Below are 22,569 nucleotides of genomic sequence, written 5' to 3'. Positions count from 1 at the left end.
GAGTGTTGCAAAAAAAGGAGTTATTAATTATGAAAGTAACACACATCCCTTTTCAAGAAACAGGCTTTTTTTCAGAAATAATGCATCATTATTTGGAGCAAAATAAAAACTTAAAAACTTTTTATAATAATTTTCCAAATTTAGAAGGATTTCAGAATCAGATTGTAGAAAAGGAAAAATCATTCTCTTTAGAAAATAGAACAATTTTAGCCAATGCTCTAACTCAACAATATGATGAGTTTAGTATCTCTGAAGCTACTAAAGAAAATATTAAGTTACTTAGAAAAAAAGAAACATTTACCATTACTACAGGGCATCAACTAAATCTTTTTACAGGTCCATTATATTTTTTATATAAAATATTTTCTACCATAAATTTATGTGAAGAATTAGCAGATAAATTCCCAGATAAAAACTTTGTACCCATTTATTGGATGGCTACAGAAGATCATGATTTTGAGGAAATTAACTATTTTAATTTTGATGGAAAAAAAGTAGCTTGGAATAGAAAAGATGGTGGAGCTGTAGGTCGATTTTCTACTGAGGGTTTAGAAGAAGTATTTCAGGTATTTTCTAATCATTTAGGTAATTCTAAGAATGCTGAATATTTAAAAAATCTTTTTTCTAAAGGATATTTAGAGCACCAAAATTTAGCAGATGCTACACGTTTTATAGCTAATGAAATATTTAAAACGTACGGTTTAATCATTGTTGATGGTGATGATACACAATTAAAACGTGTATTTGCACCCTTTATGAAGCAAGAATTGCAAGAAGAGACTTCTTTTACTTCTGTTACAAAATCTGTAGAAGAATTAGAGAAAAATTACAAAATACAAGTTAACCCAAGAGAAATCAACTTATTTTATTTGGGCGATGATTTTAGAGAACGAATCATTTTTGAAAATGATATTTATAAGGTAAACAACACAGATATTACTTTTACGAAGGACAAAATATTGGCAGAAGTTACTAATAATCCTTTAGTATTTTCTCCTAATGTAATTATGAGACCTTTATATCAAGAAGTGATTTTACCTAATCTATGTTATATAGGTGGAGGAGGAGAATTAGCTTATTGGCTAGAACTTAAAGCGTATTTTGATAAGGTGGAAGTTCCTTTTCCAATTTTATTATTAAGAAATTCAGTGCAAGTAATTTCGGAGAAACAGGCTAGAAAATTAGATAAACTAAATATTTCCAAAAAGAAATTATTTTTAAATCAGTATGATTTAATTTCTCAGAAAGTGGTTGCAAATACTGATATAGAAACTGACTTTTCAGATAAAATTAAATATTTGAAATCGCAATTTAAAGATTTAAAAGAGGTTGCTCAAAAAACAGATGTTACTTTTCTAAATGCAGTTAATGCACAAGAAAAAAAGCAAATAAAAGGTTTAGAAAACCTTGAAAAACGATTGCTAAAAGCAGAAAAAAGACGACAAAAAGACCTGGTAGACAGAATTACGCTCTTACAAAATGAAATTTTACCTAATGAATCTTTAGAAGAACGTCAGCGAAATTTTTCTAACTATTACTTAGAGTATGGAGCATCATTCTTATCAATATTAAAAGAGGAATTAAAGCCTTTACAATTAAAATTTACAATATTAGAAATTTAATGAAAAACAAAGGCCTTCATCCAAAAAACAGGTTTAATCAAGGGTATGATTTAGATTTGTTAGTGAAACAAAATCCTAAATTAAAAGAATTTGTAATTACTAATAAATACGATGCTGTTACTATCGATTTTTCGAATCCAATTGCTGTAAAAGAATTGAACAAAGCCTTATTATTCTCTTATGATACTATTTCTGTTTGGGATTTTCCAAATGAAAACTTATGTCCTCCAATACCTGGAAGATTAGATTATATTCATCATTTAAAAGATTTGTTATCAGATGAAAGAGAGATTAAAATTTTAGATATTGGTACAGGTGCAACTTGTATTTATCCGCTTTTAGGAGTTGCAGAATACAATTGGAAGTTTGTAGCAACAGATATTGATTTAGATTCATTAGATACTGCTCAAGATATTATAGATGACAATAACTTTACAGACCAAATAGAATTGCGTCAGCAGTTTAATGAAGCACATATTTTAAAAGATATTTTGGAAGATGATGATTCCTTTTCTGCTACTATGTGTAATCCTCCTTTCTATAAATCTGCAGAAGAAGCGAAAGGTGCTAATAAAAGAAAAAGTAGAAATTTAGGGAATAATGCTATTCGAAATTTTTCTGGTAATAATAATGAGCTTTGGTATGTAGGAGGTGAAAAAGCATTTTTGCATACCTATTTATATGAAAGTTCTCTTCAGCCTAAAAAAAGTAAATGGTTTACAAGCTTAGTTTCTAAAAAAGAAAACATAGATAGCTTAAAATCGTCTTCAAAAAAATTAGGTGTTAAAGAATTTAAAGTTATTCCTATGCAACAAGGAAATAAAGTGACAAGAATAGCTTGTTGGAGATTTTAGTGATAGACAATATCGTTTATTTTATATCTCTTACATATAAAATGTAATATGCTATATACCAACATATGCACAAAAAGTAAACACAGAAATGCATATAAAGGCACTCCAAAAATTTGATAAGGCCAATAGTAGGTCCATACTCCTAATTGAATAGTAATTATTTCACCAAAGGCAGGTAAAACAAGTGCTAAAATTATAGCGAGTAGAATTTTGTTTTTTTGCGTTTGTTCTTTTAAAAGTGGAATTAAATTACGCTCTAATTTGTATAAGAAGTGAAAAGCCAACATCCAAGCAAAAGGGACCCACAAAGGTATTGATTTTGTTACTTCATGATATTCCCAATATCCATTAGCAACACCCCAAGTTTCTCCAACAATTCCTCCAAATCCAGTTAATAACATACCAATAATTAGCACCCAGTTTTTATCTTTTTTGGGTAGAATAATTTCGATGTAAATATTATGTATAATTTTAAGAATCAGAATACAGGCAATTAACTCATCGTATTTTTTTAAAAGACCAATAAAAACTCCAGCAATAATTAGCTTGGTTAGTGATTTTAAAACCTCTTTAATAAATTTTTTACTATTGGTAATCAATACTTAAATTTTGCGTAAAAGTACCAATCTTAGCCAAATTATGCCTTTATAACTTTCATTTATTTTGAAATGTGAGTTGGATTTATATTATTGAAAATTTTACAGTATATTTTCAATCGATTAAGAAGATTAATATTATGTCTAAGAAACCATTATTTAAAATTTTACTAATAGCACTTATAGTAATAGTAATTTATAAAGTTTTAGAGGTTTATGGAACAAAGAAAGTTGCATTTATTTTAAAGTCTGAAGGTATTTCTTATGCTGATTTGAATATTGATTTTCTTGGAGGAGATCTTGAGTTAGAAGATGTTATTTATACTAAAGATAGCATGCAATTTGTTGCAGAAAATATAAATATAAATGATTTTTCTTACTACAATTATTTTAGTAATAAAGAAATACATTTGGATGATTTAGAGGTTGTTAATGCAGATGTTACAGGAAAATTAACTCAACAAAAAAAGGATTCTGTTCAAATAGATTCTACAAAAAAATCTAAAATTTCTATTATTAATATAGAAAACATTAAAGTTGATAACGCTCAGTTAAGTGTAAAGAAGAAAAACGGATTTCCTTTAAAAATTAATTCATTAAATATTGAAATAGATGAGTTTAGATTAGATTTAAATTCGTCAGATAAAATACCATTTACAATTAATAATATATCATCATCGGTTACAAATTTAGAAACATCTCTTACTGAAGTACAAGATTTTAAAGTAAGTAGAATAGATTTAATGAACCAAAATTTGGTGATTGATAGTTTATACATTTTACCAACTAAAAACAGAAAAGAATACATTCATTTTGTTCCTAAAGAGCAAGAGCTGATGGATTTGTTCACTAAGAAAGTAGAAATTTCGAATATTAATTTAGAAGAGCAAGATTCTCTGTATGTGGGCATTGAAAATATTAAAATTGACCAAACCAACTTTGATTTATACTTAGATGCCACAGTTTTAGAGCATTCTAAGCAGCACAAAAAATTGTACAGTAAAAGTTTACGAGAACTACCTTTTAAATTGAATGTAAAAACTATTGATATTAGTAATTCTGTATTAACGTATGAAGAATTCACAAAGCCAGGAAACAATCCAGGTATTATTATTTTTGATGAATTAGAAGCTAAAATAACCAACGTTAATAACTCTTATTATAAAGAGGAAAAAGAGACTGTTGCAGAAATAAAAGCAAAGTTTATGAAAAGTTCACCTTTAAATATCAAATGGAGATTTGACATTAATGATCAAGATGATGAATTTAGAATTTATGGTAGTTTATTTGATTTAACATCTGCAAATATGAGCTCTTTTTTATTACCAACTATGAATGTTAAAGTAGATGGTTCTATCCATAGAATGTATTTTGATATTGAAGGGAATAATTATGTTTCTAATGGTAAAATGAATATGGATTATGAACATCTTCAGCTAAAAATATTAGATCAAGAAAAGCATAGAAAAAAGGTTTTAAGTTGGGTTGTAAATTTATTTGTAAAAGATAAATCTAAAAAAGGCTTGGCACATGCAGAAATAAAGGAAGTAAAAAGAAACCAAACAAAATCTTTCTGGAACTATCTTTGGCTAAATATAGAGCATGGTTTAAAAAAATCATTGATATAAAAAAAACCGAAGTTAAAAACTTCGGTTTTTTTATTTAATTGTAAATCTTAAAGATTTGGAATTTTTAATTCTTGACCTGGATGAATTAAATCAGCACTTTTTAATTGATCTGTATTTGCTTCGAATATTACAGTGTATTTAGATGCCTTTCCATAATAATGTTTAGCAATTTTTCCTAAAGTTTCACCTTTTTCTACTGTATGATATGCGTAAACAGAGTTGTCATCAACCTTAATGTCTGCCATTAAATCATTTGGATTATCACCTCCTACAGATTTAATTTCATCCCAAATAAGATCTTTTTCATATTGTGTATGAGCAGTTCCCCAGATTTTTAATTTTCCATCTTCTTCTTTAACATCTCCGTTTTTGATGTTTAATTGCTCTCCTAAATCTAATACACTTTGATATTTTGCTTTCATAATAATTCTATTTTAGTTAATTGTAATTGCTATCTTATTGTTCTTTCTTCGTCTGTATAATAACCCTGTTGCGTTAAATCTCCATCTACTTCACCTGCTAATTTTTCTTTTCTTCTTCTTAGGTAAATTTCTTCATAATCTTGTGTATAATGAGGAGAAGTAACTACGTTCAAATCGAATTTAATGGTTGTAAAAACATCCTTTTCTGTATTTGCTAAAATGGTTACATAAAACTCTACATATCCAATGTTTTTAGCACTATCATAGTCTAAAACTATAAAACCAAAATCATCTTTACCAATAGAAGTTTTAGGGAAATCTATTTCTATACAACCACAAGAAGCTTGTACATCATACAAAATTAAAGGTTCATTACCTCTATTAAAAAATTTATAAGTTGCAGTTATTTCTGAACCACGTAAAATTGGATAATAATGACGTTCTGGATCTATAATCTCCATTTTAGTTTTACGAACATTATCTAAATCTGGCTTTCTTAATTCGCAAGAAATTGATGTTATTGCTATAAATAGAAGTAAAATTAATTTTCTCATCATTGTAAATTTAATCTTTTTTAATTAAAAATTATTTCATCACATGCCAATGCATTTTTCCCTTCTATAGTGCTTTTAGATATTTTTACAATAAAAGTATCTGGTAAATCTTTCCTATCGAAAGAATTTGGCAACTCTATAGTAACCTCTTTAGTATCTAATTTAATGTCATCTAGAGGTAATCTTACTCTTTTTATTGTCTTCAACTTTTCATCCTTAATTTCTATTGAACTAGGAAAAAAGATGTTGTGTTTAATATCTTGTAAAAAGGTAAACGTTATTTTTTCTGATTTTTGTATGCTTTTTTTATCAATTTTTAAGGTTAAATCATCTATAGATGCAATATGCCAATTAGTATTGTAATCTTTTAACCCAAATGCACCATCGTTTAACGCTTTTGTATTTGTATAGTCTTCATCCATTTTTGAAATTATTTCAAATGGCTTCTTGTAGAAGTAGTTTTTCTTCTTATGATTTCTATAAATCGTTTTGCGCCAACTCTCTATATAATCTTTTAATTGATAGCCTACTTCATTATAGGTATCTAATTTGGCAGACTTGCTATATGCAGTTAAATTATCTAGTAAAATTGCAGCTTCATTTTTTACAATAATTTCGTTATCTGTACTAAAATTAGCAAAGCCATATTTGCCAAAACCATAATCTCTCATAATTTCTAACCTTAAAAAGGTTAAAGCAGTTGCAATTTTAAGGTAATCTTTATCGAATTTATTGGCTTGTGTATGAGTGTCAAACTCATCATAAAAAGCAAAATAAACTTTAGGGTCTAAATACTTTTTTGCAGTTTCATGTATACCACTATAAATAGATAATTCTTTATTGCTTAAGTAAAAGGCATCAGTAATAAAATTGTAATAATTGCCTAAAACTTCTGCAAGTTTTTTTGAATATTTGGCATTAAAGTAGTCAGTTACTTCTTTCTGAATATCTAAATTAGGATTCCAAAGTAGCTTGGCTAAAATAGATGCTTTCAACTTTTGAAAAGTACTATAATTGTATTCACTTCCATGCAAGAAAACTCCATTTACCCCTAATCTTTGATATAGTTTTAGGTTTTCTTGAGTTACTTTTAAAGTAGGGTAAATATCAAAATAGTTATCAAAATTTACAGTATAATCCCAAACATATACGTTTTGTAAGTAGTTTCTCCACTTTTTAATATCTGCTTCAAACTTCTCAAAATACTTGCTTTTTTCAATAGGAATTCCTTTTTGAATGGCTATTGTACTGTAAAATAGCCCAGTATTTGGTTCAGGCTTAAACTTAGGAACACTTTTTACAGTAACGTAAGCAGTCGTAAAAAATGTAGCTTTTCTATTGCTTTCTGCTAGTTTATTCATAAAACTGAAAACTGCAGGAGCTGCATCCTTAGAAGTGTTACCTATTGCTGTACATGTTTCACAGGTGCAAACTAAACTATTATCATTAGGTAAAATCATGAATTTATTTAATGCATGATCACTGTCATAAATTCGCTTTACACTTTCTTTGGTATATTTTAATAAACTATCACTAGTAAAACAAAACTGGCTTTCTACACGTTTTTTACCAACTTTAGCGTAAGCAGTTTCTGGTAGTTTATAATCTTTTAAAATCTTAGGTAAATTATGACCCCAAATTCCCCATTCTAACTCTAAATAATTGGTTTTATTCCAAGCTCTAAAATCTGGATTAAAGTTAGGAGCATAATAAGGTTCACGATATGCAAATGTAGGAGATGAGCAATGATTGAAAACTTCAGGAATTTCTATTTCTTCATCAACATCAAAATCAACTGATGTATTTTCTAAAAGATCATAAGTTAAATTGGTATACCTTTTAAAGAAATCGCTTATTGCATATTGTAAATCTTGAGCACTTTTGCCTTGTATAGTGATGTTTCTATCTCTTTTGTAAACACAAAAAGCATCCCTTTGAGTTGGGTTTACACGTAATAAAATATAGTTACTGTTTTTATTTAAACTATTGCTTCTTTCAATTTGTAACGATTGGCCTGTAATGGTTTTAAATTTAGTGTTAAAATCATTGGCAGCATTCGTTACTAAAATATCTGCAGCTAATGGTATGCTAATTTTAGGAGCTATATTATGTTGTTTAGAATACAAAGTAACTTTGTTTTGTGCACATGATATAAAGCTTAAAAAACATAAGGTTAAGAAAATGTATTTTTTAAACATTTGGTATTTTTCATTTTAGAGATGAAGTTAAAATCTTGTAATAAACGAAACTGATAAGTTGTATTGATTGGTATAAATTTGATCTAATACAATCTGATTGTTTGTTGTTTGATTACTTAAGAAGTTAATCCAAGTTCCATTTACTAGTAAAGAAGATCTTGGGGTCATGTGATACATGTAACCTGCACCAACCATAACATTAGTAAAGTTTAAGAAAGTATTATCTTGAAACTCTAACTGCTGATCAAAAGGTGCACTACCTCCTGAAACAATTACAGAAAAATAATCTTTTCTTGCGTTTACATTAATCCGTGCTTGAACCATAACATTGGTATATAAAAAGCTTTGAAAAGTGGTTGTAGAAGGTATGGTTGAATCATCAACAAAAGGAACTGAAGTAGGAGAGAAGGAGAGCCTAGCTTGCACCCAAATATCCTCCCAAGTTCTAGATGCTCCAAGACTTAAAGTCAAATAGTTTTGGTCATTCTGTAATCTTGCAAAACTTAAACCAACTTGAGCCTCATAACCAGATTTGAAACCTTTATAGGCATTACCATATAATTTTAATTTTGGGAAAAATCGAGATCCTACTAATAAACCAACATCTGCATAAATGGTTTCTGTAAAAATTCTTGAAACATTTACTCCACCTTGAACACCAACTCCAGATGTTCTTGCAGCATAATTAATATCTGCACCATATGTCATTTTAGTATATTCTCTACTATAATTTAAACTAGCTAAAGATGTACTAAAAGCAATAGAATCTGAGGTTGCTTGTAAATAAGTTGCTGCAATTTGATTTTTAAGCTGTGCAGCTCTTAAGGTTTCTAGAACTAAATTCCATTCTTGTTTTTCAAAAGGATTATCTATTTCTCTAAATTTTTGATAGTAGTAGGCTGAGTCATATTGTTTTAACAATTCAAATACAATACCTTTCTTATATTTTAAAAAATTATCATCTGGTCTTTCCTCTAATTGCTCATTTATAAAATCTAGAGATTCATCACTTGGCTTTTGAGTAATATGTAAATTAACCATTCTCATTAAAGACCCTCTATCATCTGGATTTAATGATACAGCAGAATCGTAATTTACCAAAGCTTCTTCTACTAAACCATCTTCTTCTTGTGCTTTTGCTCTGTAGAATAATACTTCAGCTAAAGCATTTTTAATTTTTCTATCGTAAATGTAAGTGGTTCTTAAAGTGTCTAAAACTCCTTTTGCTTTTGTATATTCCTTATTTTGAGAATATAAATTAGACAGTTTTAATTTGAAATTTTTGTTATTAGGATAAAAGCTCAATGCACTTAAACCATAATTAATTCCTTTTTCATAATCAGGAATGGCAGAAGCTGCATTAATTGCAATATCTAATAATCTTTTGTTGTTATTTTCTCTTGATAAACCATCTTCTACAACTGGAATTACAGCTCTATATCTTTGCTCCCTCATCAAATACGTAGCATATGCTTCTATTTGATCTACATATAAGGCAGGATATGTTTGGTTTAAAGGATAGTTTTGTTCTAAGTTTCTTGTTATTTCTAATGCATCATCAAACAATTCCATTTCTTGATACAAGGTAGATTTTCTTCTTAAAAAATCTGGATTGTTAGGATCCAAGCCAATTAATTTATCAATTTGATCTGTAGCCTCGTCATATTTTTGTTGAGAGATATAAATTCCATAAATCTGTTGCTCAGCTTCTTTTTGAAAATCTGGAGATGATACAAGTTCTTCAAAAATTGGCAATGCCAATTGATCTTGATTACTAGCTACATAATCTTTTGCTGTGTCATACATTAACTTGTTATATGCATAAGTAATGTCTGTATCTGTTGGGAATTTTTCATGCAAAGCCAATACAGATTTATTATATTCCTCTGTATTTAAGGTAGCTTTGTAAAGCTCCATTTGCTTTATTAAATAGTCTTTAGAATTGGGGCTTCTTTTTAGTGCGATATTTAAAAAATATTCAGCATCTACATAATACCCTTTTCCTAAACTATTTTTTATTACATAATCTAAAGCAACAGAATTACCAGTTTCTGCTAATTTTTTATTAATTTCATAAGGATCATTGTACTCATTAAAATCTGCAGATTGCTGCATTAAGTAAGGTCTTGTATTCTTATATATATCTGGAAAAGCATCTTTTATAGGTTGAGATTCTATATAAACTATGGCTTCTTCATGTCTACCCAAAGCCTCTAATAAACCAATTTTCTTTTCTACTAACTCTCTATCTAATGGTAATTCTAAAAGAGATCTATTGGTGTACTGCAGAGCTGCTTCAGGATTACCTTTTTGCATTTCATTTCTAATAATACCAATGTATGCATCTTTATTTTCTGGAGTATTAGTAATAATTGTTTTATAAATTTCACTAGCTTCTTCGTAGTTTTTACTTTTGATGGCTTCATCACCATCTCCAATCATTATATAATTGTATTCTTCTTTAAGTTGACTATCATTAGGATAGATTTGATAAATACGTTTTAAGGCTCTTTCTGCTTCTTCATAATTACCCATTTCTTTATAAATGGCAATTTTACGCATGTGCCATCCTCTAGAGTAAGGTGTAATTTCTAATAGTTCGTTTACAAAACAAATTGCATCAGAATATCTTTGTGTAGTTTGCTCAATATTTACCAAGTATTTTAAAATATCTGGATTCTTTCTCCTTTTTTCATATACTTGTCTTAATACCCATCTTGCAGTATCGTATCTACCTAATTGTAAATTGGCAGCACCAAGTAATGTTTTTAAATCCAAATCATCAGGAGCTAATTGTAGTCCTCTCCAACTTAATTTAGCAGCTCTAGAAAATTCTTCGTTTGCAATACTGGCTTTTGCTTTTTCAAAATATAAATCTGAAGAATCATATATTTCTTGAGCCTGTAAACTTACTTGTGATAATAGTATCACAATTAAAATACCTATAGATTTATTTATTTTCATACTTAATAAACTATGTGACTTATGTTTTTATTGGTTCAAAATCGTTAGATGAACTATTGTCTCCTGAATTCTTTGTATCACCACCTGATTTTTTGTTCTTATCATCATTATCAAACCCTTTTCTTGTCATTGTTCCCCAAGCAAGTTCTTGAGATGTAATGAAACTGAAATATCCTTTTAATGAGAAAAACATAATTAATGGGTGATAGATTATGGGTTCTATAAAGGCTGTTAAAAACAGCGTAAGTACTTCTCTTGTTGTGTTGTAATATTTAAACGTCATTTGATCCCAAATAATTACAATTGATGAAATCATTAAGGCAAACGTGTATGAATATAAAAGTATTAAAGGTGCAAACGTCCAGTTTACATAACCATAAAATAATAAGAAAATAGAGAATAAAATTCCAAAGGCTTCAATAATAGGAGCTAAAAACTCAAATATAAAAATGTAAGGAAAGGTTACCATTCCTAATCTTTTATATCCTGGATTAAATAGAATTTTTCTGTGTTCACTAAACATTTGAAATAATCCACTGGCCCATCTTGTTCTTTGTCTTCCTAGAATCTGTAAGTTTGGTGGTCCTTCTGTCCAACAACAAGAAAGAGGTATATATCCGATTTTGTAATCAAGCCTGTTATTCATCATATGAGCAGCCATACGTGTCATCATATCCATGTCCTCTGCATGAGAATCAGCCCCATAACCACCTGCTTTAATAGCAATTTCTTTATCAAACATTCCTAGACCTCCTGAAACATTTGGTACAGAGTTAATTAACTCCCAACCCATTTTTCCTAGTAAATAAGAACGTATATATTCTAGTTCTTGAAAACGTGGAATTAAGGCCTTTGGTGGTCTTACTCTAGTAATTACTCCTTCTTCAATTTCACAGTTGTTAGACATTCTAAGTGTTGCCCCAACAGCAATTACCCTAACTTTCGCATTTAAAATGGGTTTAATCATTTTAGTTAGTGTGTTTCTTGCTAAAATACAATCTACATCTGTGTTTAAGTAATATGGAAAAACAGAAGCATTTAAACCTGCATTAAAGGCATCAGCTTTTGTACCTCCATTTTCTTTATCTACAATTGTAAGAATGTCATACTTAGGGTTTGTAGATTTAAACGTTCTTTTGTAAGGTTTTGTTTTAATCTTTTCTGTGTAAGCAAAAGGTGCTTCTACCAAATCGAATTCCTCAATTAAAAGGTCTAGTGTTTTGTCTTTACTACCATCATTAACAATAATTACCTCAAATAAAGGGTAGTTTAATGTTAATAATGATTTTACATTTACAATAATTGTTTTCTCCTCATTGTAAGCAGGTGCAATTACTGAAATTCCTGGAGCTAAGTGAGAGCTTAATAATTCTTCATCATCTATATCTGTATTATAACTTTTATATCTATTGATGGCAATAAATGAAAAGATGGCTAATACTATATAGCTTAAGATCAAAGCTGTAGCATAGAAAAATATAAAATACTCGTAAATTTTTACAAAAATTTCAAACATCTATTTATATTTAATTAAAGGAGTTTCTACATGTTTCAGAATGGTAAGTTCGAAACCTTTTAGTGTACTCTTTAGATTTTGAAAGGCAATTTTACCTTCGTAACTATAATTTAGTATTGCCTCAGCAATAATTTTTTTGGTATCTGTATTGTTAGATTCTTTAAAAATTTCATTTAAAAACATTAAAGATTTACCACTATTGAACTTTCTAATTGTTTTTACAATGGCCACCTGACAAATTTCTGGCTCAGTATAGTATCTGTCAATTAAATCTTGTTCGGTTTCAGAAATGTGTAATTCTCCTAATGTTAAAATTGCTTCAGCTCTCACCAATGCATTTTCGTCTTCTAACTTTTCTAATAAAATTTCGTCAATACCTTTTTGATTAAAGTAACCTACCATTTTAATTAGAAAAACAACTAAAGAATCATTTTTAGAATAGTTAATCCATTTTCCTAGACCCTCTAAGTTACCTCTTTCTTTTTGAAGTTTAAGGTATTGCATTAGTTCAATTTCATCCCACTTACTAAGATCTCTATCAAATTCGTCAAAAAATCGGTATGGATCATTGGAACTTAAAGCTAGGTATGAGTTTCTAGCTTCTTTTCTAATTACTTTGTTTTTACTGTAGGCATAACGTAAAACCTTTGAATCAAATTTATTTAAATCTAAAACAAAAGCTTCTTGAAAGGCATCAATTTTTTCTTTGTTAGAACGTGAATCGAATTTTCGCTCCAAGTGTTCTACAATACCTAATGCACTAATAATTAAAGGATATTTTTCAGATTCTCTATGATCGTTTTTAAACTCGACCAAAACATCTACAGCTATATCTAAAGATTCTCGGTTTACTTCATCTACCACTTCTTCAAAATCAGAAAAAATTTCTTGCTCTGTAAAATCTTTTTCGGTAAATAAAATTTCTGAGAATAACTTAACGATTTCAGGAACACTATTTTTTAATGTTTTCTGTAATCTGTTATGCCTTCTTCTAATTGTACCAATAGTAATCATAAGTGCAATAGTTGCAATTATGAATACAATTGTCAGTACAATTGTTATCTGTATTATTAGGGGGAAGGTCTTTATCTTATAGACAAAAGAAAGAAACCACTCAACGAATCCCATTTATTGATTTTCTAAATTTAATTTAATCGTTTTTGTGGGGGATTTACTTCTCCAAAAATACTACAAAAGCTACTTCTTATATGATGTTTTTCTTTGAACTGTCATATTTTATAGGTGAATTACCTCATCATAAGCATCAGCCACAGCTTCCATTACTGCTTCACTCATTGTTGGGTGAGGATGTATGGTTTTTAATACTTCATGACCAGTAGTTTCTAGCTTACGACCAAGCACTGCTTCAGCAATCATATCTGTAACTCCAGCACCAATCATATGACATCCTAACCACTCTCCATACTTAGCATCAAAAATTACTTTTACAAAACCATCTGGAGTACCAGCTGCTTTTGCTTTACCTGATGCAGAGAAAGGGAATTTACCAACTTTTAAATCGTAACCAGCTTCTTTTGCTTTGGCTTCTGTTAAACCAACTGAAGCTATTTCTGGAGTTGCATAAGTACACCCAGGAACATTACCATAATCTATAGGTTCTGTATGTAAACCAGCTAGTTTTTCTACACAAGTAATACCTTCAGCAGAAGCAACGTGTGCTAATGCTTGTCCAGGTACAACATCTCCAATAGCATAATAACCAGGTATGTTAGTTTGGTAGTAATCATTTACTAAAATTTTATCTCTATCTACAATGATACCCACATCTTCTAAACCGATATTTTCGATATTAGATTTGATACCAACTGCTGATAATAAAATATCCGCTTCTAATTTTTGTTCTCCTTTTTTTGTTTTTACAGTTGCAATAACGCCTTCGCCTGAAGTATCTACAGATTCTACAGATGAGTTTGTCATTACTTTAATTCCTGATTTTTTTACAGAACGTTCAAATTGCTTAGAAATATCTATGTCTTCTACAGGTACTAAATTTGGCATATATTCGACAATAGTTACTTCTGTACCCATTGTATTGTAAAAATGAGCAAATTCTACACCAATTGCTCCAGAACCTACAACAATCATAGATTTTGGTTGTTTAGGCAATGTCATTGCTTTTCTGTAACCAATTACTTTTTCTCCATCTTGAGGTAAGTTTGGCAACTCTCTAGAGCGTGCTCCAGTTGCAATAATAATATTATCTGCAGAGTATTCTGTTACAGTACCATCTTCTGCAGTTACATCTACTTTTTTACCAGTTTTAATTTTACCAAAACCGTTAATTACATCAATTTTGTTTTTCTTCATTAAGAATTGAACACCTTTGCTCATTCCATCTGCAACACCTCTACTACGTTTAATTACCGCATCAAAATCTTTGTCTATAGCTTCTGCTTTAAGACCATATTGATCTACATGCTTTAAATAATCATAAACCTGAGCCGATTTTAATAATGCTTTCGTTGGTATACAACCCCAGTTAAGACAGATTCCTCCTAAAGATTCTTTCTCTACAATTGCAACTTTAAAGCCTAATTGAGAAGCTCTAATTCCTGTTACATATCCTCCAGGTCCACTTCCAATAATTATAATATCGTATTTCATGATTTATTTTTTTCTAATTGATGATTTTGCCAAAAGCAAATTTAAACAATGATTGTTAAAATAAAAAGTTTAAACTCTTTATTGTTTACATTCTTTCTGGCACTTGAATACCTAATAAAGAAAAGGCTATTTTTATAGTATCTGCTACTTTTTTAGATAATTGTACTCTAAATATTTTTTTATCTTGATTTTCTTCTCCTAAAATTGATACATTTTGATAAAATGAATTGAATTCCTTAACCAAATCATATGTGTAATTTGCAACTACAGCAGGTGAATAATTTGTTGCTGCTTGCTGAATAGTTTCTGGAAACAATGCCAATTGTTTAAGCAATTCTTTTTCCTTTTCATGTAAATCTATAGTTACAGAGTTAGAATAATCAAATGAAGATTTTCTTATGATAGACTGTATTCTGGCATAAGTATATTGAATAAAAGGCCCAGTATTTCCTTGAAAATCTACTGAAGATTTTGGGTCGAATAAAATCCTTTTTTTAGGATCTACTTTTAAAACAAAATATTTTAACGCTCCTAAACCAATTGTTTTGTACAATTCATTTTTTTCATCTTCAGAATAACCATCTAATTTGCCCAATTCTTCAGATATTTCTTTAGCAGTAGTAGTCATTTCAACCATTAAATCATCTGCATCTACGACTGTACCTTCTCTAGATTTCATTTTACCAGAAGGTAAATCTACCATTCCATAACTTAAATGGTGCAATTGTTTTGCCCAATCAAAACCTAGTTTTTTTAAGATCAAAAATAAAACCTGAAAATGATAATCTTGCTCATTACCAACAGTATAAACCATACCACCAACATCAGGAAAATCTTTTACTCTTTGTATAGCTGTACCAATATCTTGTGTCATGTAAACTGCTGTACCATCTGAACGTAAAACAATTTTTTCGTCTAAACCTTCATTAGTTAAATCACACCAAACAGAACCATCTTCTTTTTTAAAAAACACTCCTTTTTCTAGACCTTGCGCAACAACATCTTTACCTAATAAATAAGTATCACTTTCGTAATAAAGTGTATCAAAATCTACACCCATATTTTTGTAGGTAGTATCAAAACCAGCGTAAACCCAACCATTCATCTCTTTCCAAAGTGAAACTACAGCATCATCTCCTGCTTCCCATTTTCTAAGCATTTCTTGAGCTTCTACTAATAGAGGAGCTTCTTTTTTTGCTTCCTCTTCAGTTTTACCTTCCTCTATTAGTTGTGCAGTTTCTTTCTTATATTCTTGGTCAAATTTTACATAATAATTACCAACTAACTTATCACCTTTTAAACCTGTAGATTCAGGTGTTTCACCTTCTCCAAATTTTTGCCAAGCCAACATAGACTTACAGATATGGATTCCTCTATCATTTATAATTTGAGTTTTATACACTTTTTTACCAGCCGCTTTTATAATTTCAGATACTGAAAATCCTAATAAATTATTACGAACATGACCTAAGTGTAAAGGTTTGTTGGTGTTAGGAGATGAATACTCTACCATAATTGCTTTTTCATCATCTTTTGGAGTAACAGTTCCAAAATTTGCTTCATTATAAATGGAGTTGAAAAAATCTAAATAAAAAGCATCTGCAATTACTAAGTTTAAGAAACCTTTTACTACATTATAATTGGTAATTTCTGTAACATTCTCTACTAGGTACTTTCCTAAATCTTCTCCTATTTGAACAGGATTACCTTTCTTAAAACGTAACATTGGAAAAACAACTACAGTAATATCGCCATCAAACTCTTTGCGAGTTGCTTGGAATTCTACAGACGGAATTGCTGTATCATATAAGGTTGAAAAACCTTTTTTTACGCTGCTTTCTATTATGTGCTGAATATTCATAAACCCCTAAAAAATTAAGACGCGAAAATACACAAAATAAGCATATTTTTAAAGGGAATTATTGTAATTTTCGCAAATGCAAAAACGACTAGAACAATTGCCGAAATTAGCACAAGATGCGCTTAAAGAAAACAAAAAATATTTTGCAAATTTAAAGAAACGTACACCTAAGAATTTAGACTATGTGATGCAAGATTTACACGATAAAGAATTTGCCAAAACAGATTGTTTAGACTGTGGAAACTGCTGTAAAACTACAAGCCCTATTTTTACAGTTAAAGATATTGAACGTATTTCTAAACATCTAAAAATGAAGGTTACTGATTTTATCAATCAATTTTTAGAAAGAGATGCTGATGATTTTATGGTTTTAAAAACATCACCCTGTACTTTTTTAGATGAATCTGATAATACTTGTTTTATTTATGATGTTAGACCAAAAGCATGTTCTGAATATCCTCACACAGACAGAAGAAAATTTATTCAGATTACAGATTTAACTGTGGCAAATACGTTTGTTTGCCCAGCAACTTATAATATTGTTGAGAATTTAAAAAAGGTAATTCCTTATGAGTATAATGAGAAGAAAAGAAGAAAGTAAATTACTTATAAATTAAGTATTTGTTTCTAATTTCTTTGAATTTCTCTAGGTCTTTTTGCCAAGTTTCGCGAATTTCTTGTGCTGATAAACCTTTCTCTATTTGCTGTTGTAATTTTGTATTACCTGCGTGAATTGTAAAAGTACTGCCAAAAAACTTTTCTTCTTTTGGTGTTTTTTGATAGGCATCTATCAACCATTTTAAATTTATTGCTGATAATTTTTCTGTGTCAGATAAATCTACTCCATAACAAAGTTTGTTTTTATGTTTAGGATACTTGGCACCAAAATTTGCTTGAGGAGTGTAGTTAAAATCAGTTTTTGGAAAATAAGGAGCTCCATATCTTTGAAATTGAAATTCAGTTCCTCTGCCAGCATTTATTGTTGTGCCTTCGAAAAAACCTAAACTAGGGTAGAGGTTTATAGATTTATCATTTGGTAAATTCGGAGATGGTCTAATTGCTAAACTGTACTCAGAGTTATGATTGTAGTTTTTTAATGGAATAACTTCTAAATCACATTGAATTCCATTTTTTAACCATTTTTCTCCATTTATCATTTGTCCATATTCACCTATAGTCATTCCATAAACAACAGGCACAGGATGTTTACCTACAAAACTTGCATGTTCTTTTTCTAAAATTGGGCCATCAATATAATGTGCATTAGGATTTGGCCTATCTAAAATTAGTACAGGTATATCTGCTTCTGCACAAGCTTCCATTACATAATGTAAGGTTGATATATACGTATAAAAACGTACACCCACATCTTGAATATCGAAAACAACAATATCTAAATTTTTAAGTTGTTCTGCAGTAGGTTTTTTGTTTTTACCATACAAAGAAATTATGGGCAAACCTGTTTTAGAATCCTTACCATTTTTAACCAATTCTGCAGCATCTGCTTTACCTCTAAAACCGTGTTCAGGAGCAAAAACCTTTTGAACATTTATGTTTTTTATATTATTAAGGTAGTCTACTAAATGTTGAGTTACTTTTTTAGAACCCATTACATTTGGAGCTACTTCAGCTCTTTGAACCTTTTGTATTACTGATGTTTGATTGGCTACAATAGCTATGTTTTTATTTTGCAATAAACTAGAATACAATTCAATTCTATTTGCTGCAGTTATAATTTCGGGCGCTTTTTTGTCTGATTTTTTATTGGCAATTTTATTGTCTTTTAATTTTTGAGCACATGAAATGAGCTGAAAATTCATCAGCAAAAACAAAAATAAATAGGTACTTTTACGAAGATTAAAAAGAGTCATTAATTTGAATTACGAGTTATTTATTGCAAAACGCATTATTGCTGGCAAAAAGTATAAAAATAGCATATCATCTCCAATAATAAAAATTGCAATTACTGCAATTGCTTTGGGTATTATCATTATGCTTATTGCTGTGGCTACTGGCTCTGGTTTACAGTATAAAATTAGAGATAAAATGGCTGGTTTTAAAGGTCATATTCAAATTGTAAATTACGACAATAATAACTCTGATGTTTCTACAACACCCATTTTAAAAAATCAAAATTTTTATCCAGAATTTAAAGGAATTTCAGGAATAAAGAATGTGCAAGTATTTGCGAATAAAGTGGGTATTTTAAGAACTGATACCGATTTTGAAGGTATTGTGTTTAAAGGTGTTTCCTCAGATTATGACTGGACTTTTTTTAAAGAGTATTTAATTGAAGGTACTTTACCAAATTTTGATAAAGCCAGAACTAAAGGCGTACTTTTATCTGAAACCATCGTAAATCGTTTGCAATTAAAACTGAATGATACCATTAATGCTACATTCGTAAAAACAGCCTCAAGTAAAATACCATCTAACAGAAAATATACCATTGTTGGTATTTATAATTCAGGATTTGCTCAATTTGATAAAAGCATGATGATTGGTGATATTAGAGAGGTTCAAAATTTAAATAAATGGAGTGAAAATGAAGTAGGTGGTTTTGAGGTTTTGCTGGATGAGTTTGACGCTATTGCTCAAAAAGAAAATGAGATTAATAGTGAAATTGGAATAACATTAAATAGTAAATCAATAACTGAAACGTATCCTAATGTTTTTGATTGGATAAAACTCTTTGATAACAATGTTTGGTTTATAATTGCAATTATGATTTTTATTGCTGGTATTAATATGATTACTGCTTTATTAGTTTTAATTTTAGAACGAGTACAAATGGTTGGTATTTTAAAAGCTTTAGGCAGTAATAACACAAGCATTAGAAAGGTGTTTTTGTATAATGCTTCTTACCTAATACTAAAAGGTCTTTTTTGGGGTAATATTATAGGTTTAACAATCATTTTTATTCAGTATTATTTTAAAATTATTACATTAAATCCGGACACTTATTATGTAACAACAATGCCTGTTTACATTTCATTTTGGGCAATATTATTGCTAAATATTGGTACGTTATTGTTATGTTTCTTAATGTTAATAATTCCTTCTTATATAATTACTAAAATAGATCCATCAAAGTCTATAAAGTTTGCATAATACTTTAGGTAATTTGGGTTATAGGAAACTGCTGATCAATAATATCATTTTTATTTTCTGAGATATAATCTCTAAAAGCCTTAGCTACATTAGATAAGTTTTTTGTTTTTAACCAGATTAAGTTCCAATTGGTTTCAAGGGGTAAACCTTTAATATTTAGAATTTGTAACTCTCCATTTTTTAAAGCTTGTTGAATACCTATTATAGGCATTATTGAAATTCCTAAACCAGCTATTACAGCTTGTTTTACGGCTTCATTAGAAGTTAGCTCCATTTTTTTTATGATTTCAATTTTGTTTTTAATTAAAAATCGCTCCATAGCTAAACGTGTTGCAGAACCATTTTCTCTGAACAAAAAGATTGATTTATTTAAATTTTTGATATTTACTTCTTTGCCTTCAACTTTATAATCTTTACCAGCCACAAAAAACATTTGATTGCTCATTAATTCAATTCTTTCAATCTTTAATTTTTTTGGGATGGTAGAAACCATGGCAAAATCGCACTCATTATTTTCTAAAGCTCTAATAACAGACATTTTATTAGTAACATCCATAGTTACATCTACACTATCATTTTCTTTAATGAAGTCTGTTAAAAAATAAGGCATAGCGTATTTTGCAGTAGAAACTATAGATAGGTTTAATTTACCTGCTAATTTTCCTTCAAACAAATTAGACTTATAGTTAATAGCTTGTACTTCATCTAAAATTTTTGTGGCGGCTTTTGCGATTTCATTGCCAAATTCTGTGATATATAATTTTCTTCCTACAATTTCAAACAATGGTAATTTAAATTGATCTTGAAAGTTTTTGAGTTGAATTGAAACAGCTGGCTGAGACATAAATAATTGCTCAGAGGCTTTTGTTACACTTTTAAGTTCAGCTACTTTTTTAAATATTTCAAGTTGATGCAGAGTATAATTCATAAATTATTTTTATAGATAACATAATAAATATATATAAAAATATATAAAAAATGTGTTGCACCTTTGTAAAAAATTAAAACAATGGATTTAGCATCTTTAAATGTAACCCAGAAAAAAAAGAATTCTAAGAGCGATGTTGTTCCGCAAATCACTAAACGTCAGTTAAATACGCTATTAGAGCTTTTGGCAACTATCGTGTTTGTTAGCATAACTTTATTGGCAATTAATTTAGACAGCCCTTTTATTAAAGAATTGCTCATTTGTGAATCAATTATCTTAATGATTCTTTTTATTAAAACTTCTAATTCAAATAAAATTAAAAAATAAATAAGTAACCATGAACGAATCTGTAGTAACATCAACCGAAACTAAACAAAAAAGTGTTCAATTAATTGAAGGAACTTTTACAAAAGGAGAAGCTCTTAATATTATTAATGACGTTTTAAACGTAAAAATTAATTTTCATAAAATTCAGAGATTATCTAAGACTGAAGGAAATATTAATGATGAATGTTTGTATGACAACTCTAGAATTAAAGAATTAATGACCGATAAAAAAGAAGCTAAAGCTTTTTTAAGAGCTTTAGAAAGTAAAGGTCAGAATATTAAAATTTCTAGTACAATAAACATTACACTAGAAGAGTAAGATTAACTAAACCAAAATATTATAGTAGGAGAACTGACTTTTAAAAGGCTTTCCTACTTTTTTTATGCCAATTTTTAACCTATGGATTTACATTATTTAGTAGATAATTTAACAAACCCTGCACTATTATTTTTCTTCTTAGGCCTTATTGCTGTTAATATTAAGAGTGATTTAAGAATTCCAGAAAATTCATCAAAATTTATTTCTTTGTACTTGCTTTTAGCCATTGGTTTTAAGGGTGGGCAAGAGCTAGCTCATAGTGTAATTACCTCAGAAATTATTAATGCATTATTGTTCGGAATTTTACTAGCAGTTATAGTGCCCATTTACTGTTACTTTATTTTAAGAATAAAATTAAGTGTGGAAAATTCAGGAGCAATTGCATCTGCTTATGGTTCTGTAAGCGCTGTAACTTTTGTAACTACCATTTCTTTTTTAGAAATGTCTAACATACCTTTTGGTGGGCATATGGTTGCAGTTATGGCTTTAATGGAGGCTCCTTCAATTATTGTAGGTGTTATGCTTATTGCAATTTTTGGATCAAACAAAAAGAGCAAAGGCTCATTAAAAAGTGTAATTCATCATTCTTTAACAAATGGAAGTGTTGTGCTTATTATTGGTAGTTTAGTAGTTGGGTACTTTACAAATGATGCACAAGCAGAAGGTATTAGGCCTTTCACTACAGATATTTTTAAAGGATTTTTAGCAGTCTTTTTATTAGATATGGGTATTGTAAGTGGTCAAAAATTAAAAGCACTTATTAAAAAAGGATGGTTTACGGTTTCGTTTGCTATAATTATTCCAATTATAAATGGTTGTATAGTTGCAGTATTAAGTGGCTTTTTTATGGAGGAAGTTGGTAACAGATTACTAATGTCTATTTTGGCAGCAAGTGCTTCTTATATTGCAGTTCCTGCAGCTATGAAATTAGCAGCTCCAAAAGCAAATCCTGGTTTGTATATACCTATGGCTTTAGCGATTACTTTTCCATTTAACATTACAATTGGTATGCCTCTATATTTATGTATCATAGGAGTATGTTAA

19 protein-coding genes are annotated in these 22,569 nt (G+C 29.2%); 8 read left to right on the top strand and 11 right to left on the bottom strand.

The genetic code is table 11. From position 1 onward, the window contains the following. Window positions 1–29: 29 nt before the first annotated feature. Together bshC and rlmF are read left to right on the top strand one after the other, a co-directional pair. Window positions 30–1,622: a bacillithiol biosynthesis cysteine-adding enzyme BshC gene (gene bshC / locus LPB302_RS04185; protein ID WP_053975070.1), complete on the top strand. Its 1,593-nt coding sequence runs from the start codon at window positions 30–32 to the stop codon at window positions 1,620–1,622. Beyond that, on the top strand, window positions 1,622–2,476 hold the full coding sequence (gene rlmF / locus LPB302_RS04180; protein WP_053975069.1) for a 23S rRNA (adenine(1618)-N(6))-methyltransferase RlmF: 855 nt from the start codon (window positions 1,622–1,624) through the stop codon (window positions 2,474–2,476). Before bshC ends, rlmF begins: the two co-directional genes overlap by 1 nt. Here the strand turns inward: rlmF and LPB302_RS04175 are convergent. After that, window positions 2,473–3,075: a hypothetical protein gene (locus LPB302_RS04175; protein ID WP_053975068.1), complete on the bottom strand. Its 603-nt coding sequence runs from the start codon at window positions 3,073–3,075 to the stop codon at window positions 2,473–2,475. The two genes, rlmF and LPB302_RS04175, sit on opposite strands and share 4 nt — an antisense overlap. A gap of 137 nt (window positions 3,076–3,212) precedes the next feature. Between LPB302_RS04175 and LPB302_RS04170 the strand changes: the two genes are divergently transcribed. After that, window positions 3,213–4,700 (top strand): hypothetical protein, encoded by a 1,488-nt coding sequence (locus tag LPB302_RS04170; protein WP_053975067.1) that lies wholly within the window; start codon window positions 3,213–3,215, stop codon window positions 4,698–4,700. 47 nt (window positions 4,701–4,747) lie between these two features. On the opposite strand, the gene LPB302_RS04165 is transcribed toward LPB302_RS04170, so the two are convergent. From LPB302_RS04165 to argS, 8 genes are all read right to left on the bottom strand, one after another. After that, the gene (locus tag LPB302_RS04165; RefSeq protein WP_082329791.1) at window positions 4,748–5,122 is read right to left on the bottom strand and encodes a LysM peptidoglycan-binding domain-containing protein; all 375 of its coding nucleotides are present in this window, start codon (window positions 5,120–5,122) and stop codon (window positions 4,748–4,750) included. Between the two features lie 29 nt (window positions 5,123–5,151). Continuing rightward, complete coding sequence (locus LPB302_RS04160) at window positions 5,152–5,676, bottom strand: DUF1573 domain-containing protein (RefSeq protein WP_053975065.1); 525 nt, start codon at window positions 5,674–5,676, stop codon at window positions 5,152–5,154. A gap of 20 nt (window positions 5,677–5,696) precedes the next feature. Next, entirely contained in the window at window positions 5,697–7,802 is a 2,106-nt protein-coding gene (locus LPB302_RS04155) for a glycoside hydrolase family 20 protein (RefSeq protein ID WP_176966503.1), read from the bottom strand. 99 nt (window positions 7,803–7,901) lie between these two features. Beyond that, complete coding sequence (locus LPB302_RS04150; protein WP_053975063.1) at window positions 7,902–10,838, bottom strand: tetratricopeptide repeat protein; 2,937 nt, start codon at window positions 10,836–10,838, stop codon at window positions 7,902–7,904. Between the two features lie 19 nt (window positions 10,839–10,857). Next, on the bottom strand, window positions 10,858–12,354 hold the full coding sequence (locus LPB302_RS04145; protein WP_053975062.1) for a glycosyltransferase family 2 protein: 1,497 nt from the start codon (window positions 12,352–12,354) through the stop codon (window positions 10,858–10,860). Continuing rightward, window positions 12,355–13,368 (bottom strand): HEAT repeat domain-containing protein, encoded by a 1,014-nt coding sequence (locus tag LPB302_RS04140; protein ID WP_053975061.1) that lies wholly within the window; start codon window positions 13,366–13,368, stop codon window positions 12,355–12,357. A gap of 222 nt (window positions 13,369–13,590) precedes the next feature. Then, complete coding sequence (gene lpdA, locus LPB302_RS04135; RefSeq protein ID WP_053975060.1) at window positions 13,591–14,979, bottom strand: dihydrolipoyl dehydrogenase; 1,389 nt, start codon at window positions 14,977–14,979, stop codon at window positions 13,591–13,593. A gap of 85 nt (window positions 14,980–15,064) precedes the next feature. Next, window positions 15,065–16,840: an arginine--tRNA ligase gene (gene argS, locus LPB302_RS04130; RefSeq protein ID WP_053975059.1), complete on the bottom strand. Its 1,776-nt coding sequence runs from the start codon at window positions 16,838–16,840 to the stop codon at window positions 15,065–15,067. A gap of 76 nt (window positions 16,841–16,916) precedes the next feature. On the opposite strand from argS, the gene LPB302_RS04125 reads away from it, so the two are divergent. Further along, window positions 16,917–17,441, top strand: coding sequence for a YkgJ family cysteine cluster protein (locus LPB302_RS04125; protein WP_053975058.1), 525 nt, complete (start codon window positions 16,917–16,919; stop codon window positions 17,439–17,441). Window position 17,442: 1 nt separating this feature from the next. Here the strand turns inward: LPB302_RS04125 and LPB302_RS04120 are convergent, their stop codons facing one another. Then, entirely contained in the window at window positions 17,443–18,660 is a 1,218-nt protein-coding gene (locus LPB302_RS04120) for an exo-beta-N-acetylmuramidase NamZ family protein (protein ID WP_176966502.1), read from the bottom strand. 55 nt (window positions 18,661–18,715) lie between these two features. Here LPB302_RS04120 and LPB302_RS04115 point away from each other — a divergent pair, with 55 nt between their 5' ends. Then, entirely contained in the window at window positions 18,716–19,951 is a 1,236-nt protein-coding gene (locus LPB302_RS04115; protein ID WP_053975056.1) for an ABC transporter permease, read from the top strand. 4 nt (window positions 19,952–19,955) lie between these two features. Here LPB302_RS04115 and LPB302_RS04110 read toward each other — a convergent pair whose 3' ends face one another. Then, window positions 19,956–20,879: a LysR family transcriptional regulator gene (locus LPB302_RS04110; RefSeq protein ID WP_053975055.1), complete on the bottom strand. Its 924-nt coding sequence runs from the start codon at window positions 20,877–20,879 to the stop codon at window positions 19,956–19,958. 81 nt (window positions 20,880–20,960) lie between these two features. On the opposite strand from LPB302_RS04110, the gene LPB302_RS04105 reads away from it, so the two are divergent. The 3 genes from LPB302_RS04105 (at window position 20,961) to LPB302_RS04095 (ending at window position 22,569) form a co-directional block, all read left to right on the top strand. After that, on the top strand, window positions 20,961–21,206 hold the full coding sequence (locus tag LPB302_RS04105; RefSeq protein ID WP_053975054.1) for a hypothetical protein: 246 nt from the start codon (window positions 20,961–20,963) through the stop codon (window positions 21,204–21,206). A gap of 10 nt (window positions 21,207–21,216) precedes the next feature. After that, on the top strand, window positions 21,217–21,525 hold the full coding sequence (locus LPB302_RS04100) for a hypothetical protein (protein WP_053975053.1): 309 nt from the start codon (window positions 21,217–21,219) through the stop codon (window positions 21,523–21,525). An 81-nt stretch (window positions 21,526–21,606) separates the two neighbouring features. Beyond that, window positions 21,607–22,569 (top strand): sodium-dependent bicarbonate transport family permease, encoded by a 963-nt coding sequence (locus tag LPB302_RS04095; RefSeq protein ID WP_053975052.1) that lies wholly within the window; start codon window positions 21,607–21,609, stop codon window positions 22,567–22,569.

The sequence above is a fragment of the Polaribacter dokdonensis genome (assembly GCF_024362345.1).
GTDB lineage: Bacteria > Bacteroidota > Bacteroidia > Flavobacteriales > Flavobacteriaceae > Polaribacter > Polaribacter dokdonensis.
This window is presented reverse-complemented; position numbering and strand designations above follow the sequence as displayed.